At 59.0% G+C, this 14,400-nt stretch carries 14 protein-coding genes and 3 pseudogenes; 10 read left to right on the top strand and 7 right to left on the bottom strand.

The genetic code is table 11. The features are described from left to right. Positions 1-141 precede the first annotated feature (141 nt). From RY831_RS28585 to RY831_RS28570, 4 genes and pseudogenes are all read right to left on the bottom strand, one after another. Positions 142-460: pseudogene (locus tag RY831_RS28585) on the bottom strand (ATP-binding protein); the annotation flags it as partial. Between the two features lie 33 nt (positions 461-493). Then, positions 494-580 (bottom strand): annotated as a pseudogene (locus RY831_RS28580) (AAA family ATPase); the annotation flags it as partial. 6 nt (positions 581-586) lie between these two features. Continuing rightward, positions 587-1,396: an IS5 family transposase gene (locus RY831_RS28575; protein ID WP_326509735.1), complete on the bottom strand. Its 810-nt coding sequence runs from the start codon at positions 1,394-1,396 to the stop codon at positions 587-589. A 314-nt stretch (positions 1,397-1,710) separates the two neighbouring features. Further along, positions 1,711-2,556, bottom strand: coding sequence for a universal stress protein (locus RY831_RS28570; protein WP_326509734.1), 846 nt, complete (start codon positions 2,554-2,556; stop codon positions 1,711-1,713). A 649-nt stretch (positions 2,557-3,205) separates the two neighbouring features. Here RY831_RS28570 and RY831_RS28565 point away from each other — a divergent pair. The 3 genes and pseudogenes from RY831_RS28565 to RY831_RS28555 all read left to right on the top strand — a co-directional run. Next, positions 3,206-3,682: pseudogene (locus RY831_RS28565) on the top strand (SDR family oxidoreductase); the annotation flags it as partial. Positions 3,683-4,249: 567 nt separating this feature from the next. Continuing rightward, complete coding sequence (locus RY831_RS28560) at positions 4,250-4,792, top strand: hypothetical protein (RefSeq protein WP_326509733.1); 543 nt, start codon at positions 4,250-4,252, stop codon at positions 4,790-4,792. A gap of 19 nt (positions 4,793-4,811) precedes the next feature. Next, positions 4,812-5,246 carry a DUF7684 family protein gene (locus RY831_RS28555; protein WP_326509732.1) on the top strand — a complete coding sequence of 145 codons (435 nt, stop codon included), beginning with the start codon at positions 4,812-4,814 and terminating at the stop codon, positions 5,244-5,246. 145 nt (positions 5,247-5,391) lie between these two features. On the opposite strand, the gene RY831_RS28550 is transcribed toward RY831_RS28555, so the two are convergent. Then, complete coding sequence (locus RY831_RS28550; RefSeq protein ID WP_326509731.1) at positions 5,392-6,354, bottom strand: fasciclin domain-containing protein; 963 nt, start codon at positions 6,352-6,354, stop codon at positions 5,392-5,394. Positions 6,355-6,708: 354 nt separating this feature from the next. Here RY831_RS28550 and RY831_RS28545 point away from each other — a divergent pair, with 354 nt between their 5' ends. Then, on the top strand, positions 6,709-7,269 hold the full coding sequence (locus RY831_RS28545) for a hypothetical protein (RefSeq protein ID WP_326509730.1): 561 nt from the start codon (positions 6,709-6,711) through the stop codon (positions 7,267-7,269). Between the two features lie 188 nt (positions 7,270-7,457). Here RY831_RS28545 and RY831_RS28540 read toward each other — a convergent pair whose 3' ends face one another. Next, positions 7,458-8,030 (bottom strand): helix-turn-helix domain-containing protein, encoded by a 573-nt coding sequence (locus RY831_RS28540; RefSeq protein ID WP_326509729.1) that lies wholly within the window; start codon positions 8,028-8,030, stop codon positions 7,458-7,460. Positions 8,031-8,177: 147 nt separating this feature from the next. Between RY831_RS28540 and RY831_RS28535 the strand changes: the two genes are divergently transcribed. Then, a complete protein-coding gene (locus RY831_RS28535) occupies positions 8,178-8,885 on the top strand; it encodes an aspartate/glutamate racemase family protein (RefSeq protein WP_326509728.1) in 708 nt (235 codons plus the stop codon). Between the two features lie 49 nt (positions 8,886-8,934). Continuing rightward, complete coding sequence (locus RY831_RS28530) at positions 8,935-9,825, top strand: helix-turn-helix domain-containing protein (RefSeq protein ID WP_326509727.1); 891 nt, start codon at positions 8,935-8,937, stop codon at positions 9,823-9,825. A 60-nt stretch (positions 9,826-9,885) separates the two neighbouring features. Here RY831_RS28530 and RY831_RS28525 read toward each other — a convergent pair whose 3' ends face one another. Continuing rightward, complete coding sequence (locus RY831_RS28525) at positions 9,886-10,446, bottom strand: DedA family protein (protein ID WP_326509726.1); 561 nt, start codon at positions 10,444-10,446, stop codon at positions 9,886-9,888. A gap of 333 nt (positions 10,447-10,779) precedes the next feature. On the opposite strand from RY831_RS28525, the gene RY831_RS28520 reads away from it, so the two are divergent. The 4 genes from RY831_RS28520 to RY831_RS28505 all read left to right on the top strand — a co-directional run bounded on the left by RY831_RS28520 (position 10,780) and on the right by RY831_RS28505 (position 14,316). After that, positions 10,780-11,553, top strand: a complete 774-nt coding sequence (locus tag RY831_RS28520) for an ABC transporter ATP-binding protein (protein WP_326509725.1) — start codon at positions 10,780-10,782, stop codon at positions 11,551-11,553. A gap of 5 nt (positions 11,554-11,558) precedes the next feature. Then, a complete protein-coding gene (locus RY831_RS28515) occupies positions 11,559-12,554 on the top strand; it encodes an ABC transporter substrate-binding protein (RefSeq protein WP_326509737.1) in 996 nt (331 codons plus the stop codon). A 120-nt stretch (positions 12,555-12,674) separates the two neighbouring features. Continuing rightward, entirely contained in the window at positions 12,675-13,448 is a 774-nt protein-coding gene (locus RY831_RS28510) for an ABC transporter permease (RefSeq protein ID WP_326509724.1), read from the top strand. 25 nt (positions 13,449-13,473) lie between these two features. Next, positions 13,474-14,316, top strand: a complete 843-nt coding sequence (locus tag RY831_RS28505; RefSeq protein ID WP_326509723.1) for a type 2 periplasmic-binding domain-containing protein — start codon at positions 13,474-13,476, stop codon at positions 14,314-14,316. Positions 14,317-14,400 lie beyond the last annotated feature (84 nt).

Below are 14,400 nucleotides of genomic sequence, written 5' to 3'. Positions count from 1 at the left end.
TCATCGTCAGGCTAGTTCTACCGCATCAGCCCTGCCTCCTCATGGACGCAGGGCTGTTTGCTTTGGGGCAAAGGAAAATGAAAGCGATGCCTTGATGCCGTTGACAAGCGCGGAGTAAAAGTGAGCCACTTTTGCGGACCTTTACGCGGCCGAATTCTGAGCCACTGACTTGGCAGCGGTGCCGACGAAGCCGGCTTTCTTTTGTTTCCTGAGTCGGTAACTATCCCCCCTTGATCTGTACGATCTGGGCATGGTGCAGAAGGCGGTCGAGCATGGCCGCAGTCAGTGTTGGATTCGATCCAAAGATGTCATCTCATAGAGCAAACGGCAGGTTACTGGTCAGGATCATTGAACCGCCCTGTTCATATCCCTTGGAGACGATATGGAAGAAGTGGCTGGCTTGCTTACCGCTGAACGGCAGGGAGCCAATCTCGTCAATGATCAGTAGTCGCGGGCCTAGAGCCAGTTATGAACTAAAGCCGAAGATGGGNTTGGAGACGATATGGAAGAAGTGGCTGGCTTGCTTACCGCTGAACGGCAGGGAGCCAATCTCGTCAATGATCAGTAGTCGCGGGCCTAGAGCCAGTTATGAACTAAAGCCGAAGATGGGCATTGTTTTACTGAGCATGAGGCAGACGAAGGCGACGTAGTGAAGTCCGGCCAACGTCTGTGCCATGCGTTCATAGTCGCGAGCCAATCTTCGAAATCGCGCGGCCCAAGCGAAGCTGCGTTCAACGACCCAGCGCCGTGGTAGCAGCACAAAGCCCTTCTTGGCCTCGGTATGCTTGACCACCATGTGCTCCATGCAGAAGCCCTGTGCCTGCTCGGCCGCGGCTTGCCCGGTATAGCCCTGATCGACATATGCGATCTCGACGTTAAGGTTTGTCGCTTCCTGTACGCTCTTGGCGAGCTGGGCTACCTGATCCCGATCCTGTTCAGTGGCTGGAGTGACATGCAGCGCCAGCCAATGACCCAAGGTATCGACGGCCGCATGCACCTTCGATCCTTTGCGACGTGTTGCACCGTCATAACCGGCACGAGCACCACTTTCCGGTGTGGATTGAATCGTTCTGCTATCGAGAATAGTCGCCGTCAGTGCCGGGTCGCGTCCAGCAGCCAGGCGTAGTAGTGAACGCAGATCATGGGCAATCGATTCGAAGCAACCTGCCTTGATCCAGCGCTGTGTCTGTTGATACACGGTGTACCAGGGTGGAACGTCATGCGGCAACATACGCCATGGGGCACAGCTTCTTACCAGCCAGCGCAGGGCATTGAACACCTCACGCAATGAATGATCACGTTGCGCTGCGTCCAATGGCAGCAACGATAAACAAGGTGCAACGAAGTCCCATTCTTCGTCTTGCACGTCGCTTGGATAAGGTTTTCTGGCAGTCATGCCGCCATGGACTTGTTGCTATTTCATTAGTTCATAACAGGCTCTAGTCTTTGCGTTGTGCGAACATTCTGTTGGCAGGAATCGAAACGATGCATACGATCAAAAAGGGCAACTAGACTGCCTCGACAGGCAAGTCAAGTCCGTCGCCAATCAATTCTGTTCTTTAACCGCTTGAGCGACAACACTGCTCGCTTTCCCTCGCGCCGGCTTCCTTATTTCAATAGACCCTCATGCGTGCATCGAGCAGGAAAAGAGATGGACCGATTGTCTGGTGTCCGCATCGCGACACTGAGGTTGCAATCGCCCGGACCGGCTCAATGCGAGATCATCACCGGCACCGTCATCGACCGCAGCACGGTCCGGGTCGTCCCGCCCATGAGGACTTCGCGCAGGCGGGAGCGTCCGTAGCCACCCATGACAATCAATCCGGCCCCGAAGTCGGAGACGTGTGACAGCAGGGCATTGGCGACATCGATATCCTGCGTGGTTCGCTGACGTGAGACGTCGACATTGATTCCATGTCGTGCCAGGAAGGCAGCAATATCCGCGCCGGGTTCCTCGCCGTGTGCAAGCAGCGATATCTCCGCATCGTAAATCACGACTTGCACCAGGCGCGTGGCCCGCAGCAATGGAAGGGCGCCGTTCACTGCACGAGCCGCCGCGAGGCTGCCGTCCCATGCAATGACGGCCCGCTCGCCGAATTCCCGGCTATCGTTCGCGTATGGAACAATCAGTACGGGCCGGCCGCTGTTGAGCAGTGTGTATTCGGCGACGTCCTGGCGTTCTCCGGCTACGGTTTCGCTCGTATCCGATTGGCCGACAATGACGAGATCGCTGTAGCGCGCCTGCAGGCACATCGCTTCGCCTGCCTCGTCCTCGATGATCCGTTTTTCAAAGCTGCGCACCCCATTGCGGTCAGCGATTTGCTCGAAATCCGCAAGCGCCTGGTCCGCATGCTCCTTCATGTACGTCAGGCAGGCATCCAGCACCGGTGCCCCGCCGGGAAACATACCTTCGGAATACAGTACCGGCGGCAAGCCGATTGCTGCAACGCCAATCAGATGCGCGTCGTTTTCCGCGGCAACGCGTGCGGCCAGCGCAATGCGTTCCTTGGCATGGCGGGATGCGTTCACATGAACGGCGATCGTACGGTAAGACATGGCAGCGCTCCCAGGAGGTTGTAAGGAAAACGTGAATCAGCAGGTGTCGGAATGCAGGAATATGCTGGAATCCATTTGAATCCGGAGCGGACACAAAGCGCTTTCCAAGGCTCTTCTCGATGCGCCGTTCGCACCGTTTACTGATTGCCGATCGAAGCTCATGTTAGGAGCCGGCTCTCAATATTTGATTGATTCAAGTCAAAATGTCCCTATCCAGACATTCCTGATGCGAGGGTCTGGAACCGCCGGAATTTTCCGTCAGGATCAATTAAAGAGCGCCGTGTTCGCTTAACTTCACTCAACTTTGTGTACGCCGACACTCCGACATGTGCATCGGTAGCAAGCGACGATATGACGATGTCAACGTCAAGCATATGGGGATGCTCGGCGTTCGCACGCTGTTCCACGCCGGGCTTGTCAAGTCCCTGGCAATCAGGCGCTTCAGGACTGACAGACATATGTGCCCAGCGCCTCGCACAAGGACGGTGGCATGGCTGGTGGTTCCTTCTGCCCGGACGACAGGGCAGCAAGCCAGCTTTCCCAAGCCGGCCACCAGGAGTCTTCCTGCATTGGCGTGGTTCGATGCACGCTTCGGGATCCACATAGGCATCATTGGGAAAATGATGTGCGATCTGATATTGGCAATTGGGATGATTTGCATGGAGGCATGACGGATTGTTCCGCTGCGGGCTTCGCGATGGCGATGGATGTCTCTTGCCATTCCTTTATCCGGGTTGCCCGGCTGGCAGAACCATTGATGCGCCAGGGCGGGTGCCTGCTGACTGTCAGCTTCTATGGCTCGGAAAGGGTGGTGGAGCATTGCAACCTGATGGGACCGGTCAAGGCGGCGCTCGAAAGCACGACCCGGTATCTTGCCGCCGAGTTGGGTCCACGCGACATCCGTGTCCATTCGATATCGCCCGGACCGATGCGCACGCGGGCCGCCAGCGGTCTTGACCGTTTCGATGAATTGCTGGAGCGGGCTGCAGCGCAGGCGCCGCAGAAGCGCCTTGCAAGCCTTGACGACGTTGGCGCGCACGCGGCATATCTGGTTGGCGACGGCGCAAGAATGCTCTCAGGTACGGTGATACCGGTTGATGGAGGTCAGCACGTGATGGCGGGGTAGGTCTTCGTGCGCGGCAGGGCTCGACAAAGTCGATGACGCCATCCAAATGGATCGCATGTCATGCAATGCCGGCTTGTTGTACGCCAGATCACAATCTTCATAGATGTCGTTTGCTGGCCAATTGAGCATGGGATTGCCGGCATAGTTGACTGTATTACGTCGGCCACGGGGCGCTAGAGCGTTTTCGGCTTGACTGTACTGACGATGCCGGAACATTTGCCCGCAGTACTGCGTTGTGTCTCCTTGCCATGGCCCCGCCATGTCGCGTCACCACGCCTTGTCCTACGGTCAAATCTTCTCGGCCTCGCCTAGTCCGGTCAAGCCGAAAACGCTCTAGTGCGCCAAAGTACATCGTCTGCAGGTGCCTGGAATCTCCTGGCCGGGTTTTACCCATAGGCGATGCTTTCTTCCTTGGATAAGGGGCAATAGGTCCGATCGATCATCGTCGGCCTCAAGGCCAGGGCTACTGCGATCGTGAAAAGTCGGAACCTGTGAATGTCAGACGCAACTGCTTGTCGAACCGGGATGCAAAATTTCCGGCCATGACAAACCCTGGCCGCACCGGAGATGAGACGCCTGACCGTACGAGGACGACTTGCCTATGACTTGCCGCCAAGACGCTCCAGCAAGCCCTATGACAAGCGCTCGCTGGTGGCCACCTTGCCCGATGACGATCTCGACCTGCTATACCAATGGTTCATCGAACGCCGCTACGGACAGGCATTGCGCCTGAATCGCCCGATCTTCGGCACGCACGTGACCATCGTGCGGCATGAAGAACCTGTACCGAACATGCATTTGTGGGGCAGGCATGAGGGCATGGAGGTGGACATCGAATATGACGTGGAGCTGCGCCGGCATTTCGGATTCTGGTCGCTGCCTGTCTACAGCGAAGATTTCCAGCGGATACGCGCCGAACTCGGCCTGCCGCCGGAACCGGATTTTCATATCACGATAGGCCGGCAGTTCGATTGGCAACCGGTTCCGCCGGCGGCAAGGCGATATGCGCACCAGGTCCGCAGGGAAAGGGAAGAGAGGGAACTCCACGAAGCTCGTGAAGAAACGGAAGACGGTACAATCACGCCGCAATCCATGCAAGCCCTTCGATGAATCGCACGAGTCAAGCATCATGCAAAACACTTCCCCGCATTATCTCCAATTGCCACCCGAGGGCGAACTCCCTCCGCTGGAGGACAAGCCACCGTTCAAGGCGATTCTCATCGTCGACGACGAAACGTCGGAAATGTGGCAATGGGAAGTCAGCCGCTGGCTGGTCGAGAAGGGCTGCCGCTATCTGATGGCTTGGGGCAGCGCCTGCGAGGCATGGAAGGAATCGGTCGAAGATGCCTGCCTCGAAGCCTTCAATTATGAAGATGTGCCGGAAGACAAGCTTGTCATCACCTCATTCCATGACGATGAGGAACTGTCGGATGTATTCTGGTTTTCCAAACATCGCGCCCATCATCCGGCGCACGATTTGAAACCTGTGTGGCTGCTGCATGTCGCTGCCCAGGCAACTCAGGCAAGGCAGGATGCCTTGCTGGCCGAATACGAGGATGCCTGATGCTGCCGGGGTGCCCTTAAATTCTCGCTTCAAAGTTTTTTGCTGAAAACCCATTGCTATTGACGGCCACGGCGACGCGATATCGCCATGGCCGTCCTGCATTGCATATTTGCAGCGAAGGCTGCGGCTGCCGTTTAAGCTGAAGTTACAACGCAGGTATCAGCACCTTGTCGATCAGGTGAATCACGCCGTTGCTGGCACGTACATTGGTGGCGGTAATGCGCGCAGGCGCCGATGTGGTGTCGGTGATTGTCGGCGGCGTGCCGGCGTTGAAGGTGATCGCCTGGTTTGCCACGGTGGCGACCGGCGTGCCGAACGGAATCTGCGCGGCCAGCACTTGAGAGCCGAGCACATGGTAGGTCAGCACGGTGGTGAGCTGCTGCGTGCTCAAACCCGCGGGTGCGGCGGCGAAGGCGGCATTAGTGGGGGCAAAGACGGTGAAGGGTCCGGTACCCGTCAGCGTGCCTTGCAAATTGGCGCGCGTGACCGCGCCAACCAGCGACGACAGTTCGGGATTGAGCTGCGCCATTTGCACGATGTTCAATACGCCCGGCGGCACCAGCACCTTGTCGATCGCATGGATCACGCCATTGCTGGCGGCCACATCGGTGGCAACGACATTGGCATTGGTCAGGACCGCGTCGCCGATCTTCACCCCGCCAGCGGTACTGACCGCAACCGACGCCGGCTGTCCTTCAAAGCTGTACAGCGTGGCCTGGCTGGGCTGTGCGGCAGCGGTAAGCTGGGATGCCGGTTTGTTGCCCGGCAGGACGTGGTAGCTGAGAATGTTTTTCAGTGCCGCGGCGGGCAGCGCATTGACCATGGCCGCGGCATTGGCAAATCCCAGTGATGTTGCAAGATTGTTGAAGGCGGTATCGGTCGGCGCCAGCACGGTGAGCTGCGCATTGGTATCGGACAAGGCAGATCCAAGGTCAGCCTTGGTAGCCGCTGCCAGCAGGGCATTGAAGCCGCGATCCTGGGCTACCTTGTCAATGGTCGTGGCCGCTGCCGTTGTCGTTGCGGCCGGCACGTCGTCGCCATCGCTGCCGCCGCAGGCGGTAAGAAATGCAGTCGCCAGCACTGTAACCAGGTATTTTGCGCGTCTCATGTCATTCTCCTTGAACGGTGGAGCAGGATGTTCTCGCCTCTGCCATGCCGAATGATAGGAAAGTACACAGCGGCGCACTTGATGTTCGTCAAATGAAAATAACATTTTGACTTAGACAAAAAATCACTTGTCCATGTTTGTTCCTGGATGCTAGAGATATATCTCAGATAATTTTCAATGCTTCGAATGGGATTGAGTTATTTTGACATAGACAAAGGATGGGCCGTTCCTGGCGTGTCCCATGCTTGAATACACCGCCTTGGTAAAGAAACGATACTCATGCAAGCATCCCGGAAATTGGCATGGCGCTTGCAGACCGCCTTCCCTTTCCATCGTTTTTGAAGGAGGATTTTCATGAAGCTGAAACTCACATTAATCGCCGCCTCGCTGAGCCTGGCCGGTTCCGCGCTGGTTCATGCACAGCAGGGCCAGCAGCAAAAGGACAGCATTGACCAGCAGCACAAGGCCGCCATGGAAAAGTGCGACAGTCTTCAGGACAATGCGAAGGCCATCTGCAAGGCGGAAGCCGACGGTCAGAAAACGATCGCCCAAGCCCAGGCAAAGGTAAGCGAAAGAGATACGCCGAAAGTACGGCTTGACATGGAGAAATCAAAGGCCGAGGCGCAGTACAACATCGCCAAGGCCAAATGCGGCGACCAGGTCGGCGATGCGAAAAAGGCCTGTGAAAAAGAAGCCAAGGCTAGTCACGACCTGTCGGTCGCGCAGGCGGAACGGCAATCGCTGACGCAATCATCGGGCGGCGGTTCGTCGGGCTCATCGGCATCGGGCGGCGGTTCCGCTCCGGCGCAGCAAGCGCCTGCGCCCACCGCAGCCGCACCGGCCCAGCCGCCTGCATCGCAGCCGCCCGCGCCCCAGCCGACCTCGCAAGGTCAGCCTGCGCAGCCGACCCAGTAAACGAAAACTTCAACAGGCCAATTAACCTGCCGATGCCGGCCTCATGCCGTGACAGGAGGCGGCATCGGAACTTCCGGCTCGCAGGCCTCCGCACCGGTACCGCGCAATGAATGCCGATTCAGCGGCAGCGCACCTTGGAGCACGCTCCCGCCAGGCACGGCGTGGGCTGCAGTGGCTGCGTTCGCGGCTCATACATATTCCACCACGATGATCGCCGTGGTTTCCTTTTCCAGCGCTTCGAAGATATGCGGTTCGTCCGCCGGATAAGTCATGTAGTCACCGGCATGCAATTCGACTGTGTCGTTCGCGGGGCCTGCGCGCGCCCTGCCGCTCATCAGGACCAGGTGTTCCACGACGCCTGCGCTATGCGGCTCGGAGCGGCGCGGTTCGCCAGGCTGTGCCTGCACGCGGTAAATGTCGCGCCGGGATCCGGGCGGGCAGGACGAGAGCAGCGTCACCGCGTAGTTCGCCTGTTCCGAATAAGAGGACGGTCCTTCACCGGCACGAATCACCTGTACGCGGGCGCGTGGCGGTTCAATCAGGCGGCTGACCGGAATGCCGAGCGTGAGGCTGAGAGCCCACAGCGTCTCGATGCTGGGATTACCGGCGCCCGCCTCGATCTGCGACAGCGTGGATTTCGAGATTCCGGCGCGCTTCGCCAGTTCGCTGACCGACACGCCTGCACGTTCGCGTTCCCGCCGCGTCGCGGCTCCGATGATGCTCGTGATACCAGTTGGCGATACCGCTTCTGACTGTGTCATGCGTTCTTTTTAAAAAACTTTCGTTCTGTTTGACGAACAAAATGCCCTTGTTTATTATACCGAACGACTGTTTGATTTAATCTGCTCCATCGAAAAGCGTTACCCGTGGACCCGCTCGGGCTCACTCTAACCATGTCCGGAGAAAACATGGCCTTGCACATAGGTATCGTCGGCTGTTCTGCGGAAGGCGCCGCACTTTGCTATCGTACGATCTGCACCGAAGGCGCCCGCCTGATGGGGGAGCATGCCCATCCCGAGGTTTCAATGCATACGCCATCGCTGGCCGAATATGTCAGGTTGCTCGAGCGCGGGGATCTGGCGGCCGTCGGCGAGATGATGCTGGTTTCGGCTCGCAAGCTGGAAGCGGCGGGTGCCGACTTCCTGGTATGTCCGGACAATACGATCCATCAGGCATTCGATCACGTGGCGCAAAGATCGCCGCTGCCGTGGCTGCACATTGCGGAGGTGGTTGCCGAAGCGGCGGCCGGGCGCGGATTACGGCGCCTCGGGCTGACCGGAACGCGCTGGCTGGTGGACAGCCCGGTTTATCCCGAGGCGCTGGCGCGGCATGGCCTTGAATGCATATTGCCGACGGCGGACGAACGCGACGAGATGAACCGCGTCATCATGCAGGAGCTGGTGAATGGCGTATTCAAACCCGAGGCCGCGGAATACTTCAGGCGCGTCGGCGTCCGGATGCGCGATGAGGGGTGCGACGGACTGGTGCTCGGCTGCACCGAAATTCCCCTGGTCATGAATGAAGGGAATGCGCCGCTGCCGATGCTGGATTCCACCCGCTTGCTTGCACGGGCCGCATTGCGCAAGGCAATGCAGTCGCCACGGCATTTGCCATGACGTCTGCGCATCCACCGGATTCGAAAAAGCGTCGGCCGCCGGCACACGAATGATGAGAGTCACGAGGGTCACGGAAGCCCTCGGTGCGGCCAGGAGGAAGAATACGATGCGCGCAGGTGAATTGTTGAAGATGGCAAGGCAGGCAAAGGGTTGGTCGCAGCTGGAGCTGTCGCTGTCGCTCGGCGTATCGCAGCGCCATGTGTCCTTCGTCGAGAGCGGCCGCACGCGGCCGAGCAAGGAACTTATTGTCGGCTGGATGCTCGCGGTCGATGCGCATCCCGAACTGTTGCGTGCGGCGCTGCTGCACGCCGGTTTTGCCGCGGAGACCGGGTGTGGTGCAGCGACGGACTCCCGTCAGTCATTCCTGCCGGAATCGGTCCGCCTGCTGCTGGAGGCTAGCAGTCCCATGCCTTTGGTCGTATTCAACGGTTCATGGATCATGTCGGGCATGAATGCCGCCGGCAAATGGTTGGCCTCCGAAGTCATGAACGTCTACTGGCGCAAGCTCGACGGCGTTGCCGCCGGAATGAATATGCTCGACGCCGTGATCGACCCTGACGGCTTGCTGAGCGCCATGCTCAATGCGAAGGAAGCGGCCTTGGCGCTGGCGCTGCAGGCGCAGCGGGAATCCTGGATCAATGAAGCGATATCGCCTGCCGTCGATTCGATCTGGTCATCCCTGTCGCGCCGCTATGGCATCACGGCGCCCCGGCGCTTCGGCAGCACCGGCAAGCTGGACGAAGCGCCGTGCCGCTTTCATTTCCGCTCCCGTTTCGGGGACTTGTCTTTCCAGACGGTGCAGTCGGTCCTGCAGCATGATGCCGACCATCCTGTGCGCGGCATGCGCCTTGAGCAATGGATTCCGCTGGACCGGCAGACGCAGGCGGTGATGGGTCGGCAGGATTTCGCCGGATGCCGGCCCGCCATGCAAGGCGCTTGACCTGCGACGTAATCGCCTGGCCATGGTGATGCCTGCGCCATCCTGCTGGCAAAACGATTATTAATCAGGATCGTTATTGCGGCGTTGCACGATCACGTAGGCAATCGTGCAACTTAGCAGCACGGTCGTGATCACGATGATCTGGGTCACATCCGAGCTCGCGCCGAGCAGATGGATGCCGTGTCCGGTGGCGTAGCCGATGAATGTGAAGGCCACTGCCCACACCATTGCACTGAGCATGTTGAGCAACTGGAATGGCACCACGCCGATGCTGCTCATGCCAATCATTACCAGGCCGACAATACGCAAGCCATACAGGAAGCGCAGCGAAGGAACCAGCAGCACATGATGGCGCGCTATCAGGTGGTCGATGCGCTCCTTGCGCGTGCACAGCGAGGGGAATCGTGTCAGTAGCGAAGAGCCGTACAGGCGTCCCGCATAGAAATAGGGCTGGTCGCCCAGAAAGCTTGCCGTTGCCGCTATGGCAATGACGAGAGGCATTGCAAGATGGCCATGATAGGCAGCCAGGCCGGCCGCGATGACGACGGCTTCTCCTTCCAGGAAGGCACCGAGAGCGAGAGCGAGATATCCATACTGCTGAATGAAGCCGGCCAGTGTCATCGGGTCCAATACCTTATAAATTAGGCTACGTAGAGCATCCGCGAGGGCATTAAGTTGCAGACATTAACGCATTTGCCTGGAAATCGCCTTGAGCAAACTCGTTGCAAGTTTGACTATGTTCGGCTAAACGTCGAAAAATTAAATGACTTATGCCCTCATTGCATAAGCAAAGCAGTTAAAAATTGTTGTGATGTTTCATGCCGGCTAATAAAGTACGCTATAGAAAAAAGCAATTAAAATGCTCGTTCGCATAATGCGTCGGACCTTAGGCGTTTGATATTTGTCTATACGCGTTCACCATGTTTTAACGGTTCGAAGCCGAAAAGTATTCCAATGAAGCTAACCTTTGACAATATTTCCAAGCAGTACGGCGACCTGCATGTAATCGAAAATTTCAGCCGCGAATTCGAGGAGGGCCAGCTGGTTGCGCTGGTCGGACCTTCCGGCTGCGGCAAATCGACGCTGCTGCACATCGCCGCAGGACTGGAGAAGGCCAGCGGCGGCAATATCCTGGCAAACAGTGAGCCGGTGCGCGGCCCGCACCCCGAGCGCACGTTGATGTTCCAGGAAAATGCGCTGTATCCCTGGCTGACGCTGGCGCAGAATGTGGCGCTGGCACTCGAGTTCCAGAAAATTGACAAGAAAAAGGCGCGCGAACAGGCCTTTCAGTGGCTGGAGAAAGTCAATCTCAAGGGCTTCGAGGATTACTATCCGCACCAGGTTTCCGGCGGCATGCGACAGCGCGCGGCCCTGGCGCGCGCCTTCATTTCCCATCCCAAGGTCTTGCTGCTGGACGAGCCGTTCGGCGCACTCGATGCGCTGACCCGCATGACCCTGCAGGATTCGCTGCGCGACCTGATCCGCGAAGCGCGGCCGACCGTGCTGCTGGTGACGCACGATGTCGACGAGGCGCTGTTCCTGGCCGACCGCATCCTGGTGTTCAGCAATCGCCCGGCAACGGTGTTGAAGGAATTCAATCTGACGCATTGCGAAAAGACGCACGACCTCTCCGAGTTCGCCGCGATGCGCCGTCAAATACTGGGCCTGCTCGGCATTCATGCCGAACAGGACGATGTGGCCAAATTACTCGAAGGAGCAGAAGTATGAAAAGTATGAAAATGACAAAAATGATCGGTGCAACGCTGGTCGCCTTTGCGCTGGCAAGCCAGGCGCAGGCCGCGGAGAAATTCAAGGTCGGATATCTGCGCGTGATGGACGACGCGCAGGCCATCGTTGCGCAGGAGGCGGGCTATTACAAGAAGCAGGGCCTGGACGTGGAACTGGTCGAGTTCAAGTCCGGCACCGATCTGATCAAGGCCATCGTCGGCGGTCAGCTCGATTCGGGCGTGCTCGGCTTCACCAATGCCGTCGCCTGGGCTTCCAAGGGCGCGGATCTGAAAGTGGTCGGCGGCGCGCAGCACGGCTACCATGCGATCCTGGCGCGCGAGGACGCCGGCATTGCCAAGGTCTCCGACCTCAAGGGCAAGACGCTGGCTTCGCAGGCCGAGGGCAGCACCGCCGACACGGTGCTCAAGGGCGTGGTGCTGAGAGATGCCGGCCTCAAGACCGATGATGTCAACGTGATGGGTGTGAGCCCGCAGGTGGCGGTGCAGTCCCTGGTCGGCAAGCGCGTCGATGCCGCCTTCCTGTTCGAGCCGCAGGCCAGCATTGCGCAGCTGATCGCGCCGGTCAAGCAGATCTACGAGATCGGCGAAGTCTGGCCTTTCCCCTGCATGGTGGTGATCACCTCCGGCGACACGCTGAAGAAGCGTAAGGATGCGGTCTGGAAATCGCTTGATGCGCAGCGTGAAGCCATCGACCTGCTGCAGAAGAAGCCCAATGATGCCGCCAAGCTGATCGCCGGCTACTTCATCTCCGAACCGACGCTCAAGACCCTGAAGAAGGGCGAGATCCCGCGCGAAACGGTGATTACCGATGCAATCAAGAGCCAGACCTTCAGTCCGGTGCTGACGGCGAAGGAACAGGCGCGCATGCAGGAAATCGCCGACATCCTGCAGGCGCAGGGTTCGCTGAAGACGCGCGACGGCAAGCCCTTCGATGTCAACAGCGTGCTCGACCTGAGCTGGCAGAAGGATCGCAAGCTCTGATAGTCAAGCGCTGAAGCGGTGAAGCACTGAGGCAGTAACGCAGCAAGGCTTCCGCAACAAGCAAGCATACGTACTCCTAACGATGGCCGGATCTCCCGGCCATCTTCATTCAAAGCAATAATGAGCAATAGAACTCGCCTCTCCGGTACCCGCAAAAAAGTCGCTTTCGTACTTGCCGTCGTTTTCATCCTGTTCGGATGGCAGGTCGCCGCATGGTTCCTGCCCGACTTCTTGATGCCTGACGTGCACACCGTCATCGTGCGCCTGTGGCAGGACATCCAGCAGGAGAGTTTCCGCGCGGCGCTCTGGGGCAGCCTCGGCCGCCTCGGCGTCGGTTACGGTTCGGCGCTGCTTCTTGGCATCGGTTTCGGACTAGTGGGCGCGGTACTGTTCTTTTTCCGCGAGGTGCTGAAGTCGGCCATCATCATCCTGCAGTCGATTCCCTCGATTGCCTGGGTTCCGCTGCTACTCATCGTGATGGGCTTCGGCAGCCTGCCCATCATCGTGGTCGTGGCCATTGCCGCCTTTTTCCCGGCCGCGCTGTCGGTGATGAATGCAACCGAGAGCGTGCAGCATGTGCATGTGTCGGCCGCGCGCGTGATGGGTGCATCGCGCTGGGACCTGCTCAAGCGGGTGTACCTGCCCGCAGTGATGCCGGAACTGATCACCGGCGCGCAGCTGGCGTTCGGCAATGCATGGCGCGCGCTGATCTCGGCGGAAATGCTTGTTGGCTTCGGCAAGGGCCTCGGCCGCTCGCTGTCGTATGCGGGCGAGACCGCCGACATGGTCGGCGTAATGACCAATATCCTGGCCATTGCCATCCTTGCGCCGCTGATCGACCAGCTGCTGCTCGAGAACCTGAAGCATCGCGTCCTGCGTTACCAGTACGTCTGATGCATCGACACTCCGAAGGTATGCCATGTCCGCAATCCGCCGCCTCTTCATGAACGACTCACGCCAGCTTTTTAGCAAGCTGTTCATGCTTGCGGCGGCAGGCGCCTGCATGCATGCGGCGCATGCGGGAAGCGGAATGGATGAGGCAGCGCAGCGCAAGCAGCTCATTGCGGGCATCGGCTACGTGGAGCCGGAATACAAGGGCGGAATGAAGTTCCGCACGCCCGATGCCATCGACGGCGCACTGGTGCAGGAGCTGGGCAAGCGCCTGCGCCTGCCGGTGTCGACGGTACGCGTCGCGCCGGACAATGCCGTGGCCGCGATCGATGCCGGCAAGGCGCATGTCGTGCTTGCTGCCGTGCGCGACGATGCCCCGGTCCACAGGTCGGCGAACGTCATCCCGCTCGATTATGCCGTCGCGCCGATGGCCATCATGCGCACCGATACCGATATCAAGAACTGGGCGCAGCTCAAGGGCCGCAAGGTCTGCCTGTCGGAAGGCGGTCTGTATGTGGGTACGCTGGCCGCGCAGTACGGCGCCGTCGAGATCGTCAAGCGAGCGCCGGCGGATTCGCTGCTGGCCGTGCGCACCGGTGATTGCGATGCCGCCGTGCATGATCACACCATGCTGGAAGAATTGATCAAGCTGCCGGAATGGAAGAAGTTCTCGGCTCGCCTTCCAGTCACGGCACCCCGCGCACGGCTGGCCTTTATCTTGCCGAAGAGCGATACCAAAACGGCGGCGGCGCTCACCCGCGTCGCCAAGGATTGGTCGACCAGCCGCTTTCCGGATCATCTGGTCGCCAAGGCGGTCAGGCACATCGCATTCGAGGTGTACCTCGATCAGGACGTGCCGGACTGCCACTGAACGGCTCACGCTCTACCGCTCCGGTGCGGGAATTGAGCTAATGCAAAGCTTGACTTTGCAGCGAGAAACAATTGCGAGGCGCAA

The organism is Noviherbaspirillum album (genome assembly GCF_035916955.1).
GTDB classification, from domain to species: Bacteria; Pseudomonadota; Gammaproteobacteria; order Burkholderiales; family Burkholderiaceae_D; genus Noviherbaspirillum; species Noviherbaspirillum album.
This window is presented reverse-complemented; position numbering and strand designations above follow the sequence as displayed.

Bases quoted from the DNA above. Each gene is read 5' to 3' on its own strand.
- RY831_RS28505 (WP_326509723.1), top strand. From the start codon at position 13,474: ATGTCCGCAATCCGCCGCCTCTTCATGAACGACTCACGCCAGCTTTTT.
- RY831_RS28520 (WP_326509725.1), top strand. From the start codon at position 10,780: ATGAAGCTAACCTTTGACAATATTTCCAAGCAGTACGGCGACCTGCAT.
- RY831_RS28555 (WP_326509732.1), top strand. From the start codon at position 4,812: ATGCAAAACACTTCCCCGCATTATCTCCAATTGCCACCCGAGGGCGAA.
- RY831_RS28530 (WP_326509727.1), top strand. From the start codon at position 8,935: ATGATGAGAGTCACGAGGGTCACGGAAGCCCTCGGTGCGGCCAGGAGG.
- RY831_RS28545 (WP_326509730.1), top strand. From the start codon at position 6,709: ATGAAGCTGAAACTCACATTAATCGCCGCCTCGCTGAGCCTGGCCGGT.
- RY831_RS28570 (WP_326509734.1), bottom strand. From the start codon at position 2,556: ATGTCTTACCGTACGATCGCCGTTCATGTGAACGCATCCCGCCATGCC.
- RY831_RS28575 (WP_326509735.1), bottom strand. From the start codon at position 1,396: ATGACTGCCAGAAAACCTTATCCAAGCGACGTGCAAGACGAAGAATGG.
- RY831_RS28525 (WP_326509726.1), bottom strand. From the start codon at position 10,446: ATGACACTGGCCGGCTTCATTCAGCAGTATGGATATCTCGCTCTCGCT.
- RY831_RS28515 (WP_326509737.1), top strand. From the start codon at position 11,559: ATGAAAATGACAAAAATGATCGGTGCAACGCTGGTCGCCTTTGCGCTG.
- RY831_RS28560 (WP_326509733.1), top strand. From the start codon at position 4,250: ATGAGACGCCTGACCGTACGAGGACGACTTGCCTATGACTTGCCGCCA.
- RY831_RS28535 (WP_326509728.1), top strand. From the start codon at position 8,178: ATGGCCTTGCACATAGGTATCGTCGGCTGTTCTGCGGAAGGCGCCGCA.
- RY831_RS28510 (WP_326509724.1), top strand. From the start codon at position 12,675: ATGAGCAATAGAACTCGCCTCTCCGGTACCCGCAAAAAAGTCGCTTTC.
- RY831_RS28550 (WP_326509731.1), bottom strand. From the start codon at position 6,354: ATGAGACGCGCAAAATACCTGGTTACAGTGCTGGCGACTGCATTTCTT.
- RY831_RS28540 (WP_326509729.1), bottom strand. From the start codon at position 8,030: ATGACACAGTCAGAAGCGGTATCGCCAACTGGTATCACGAGCATCATC.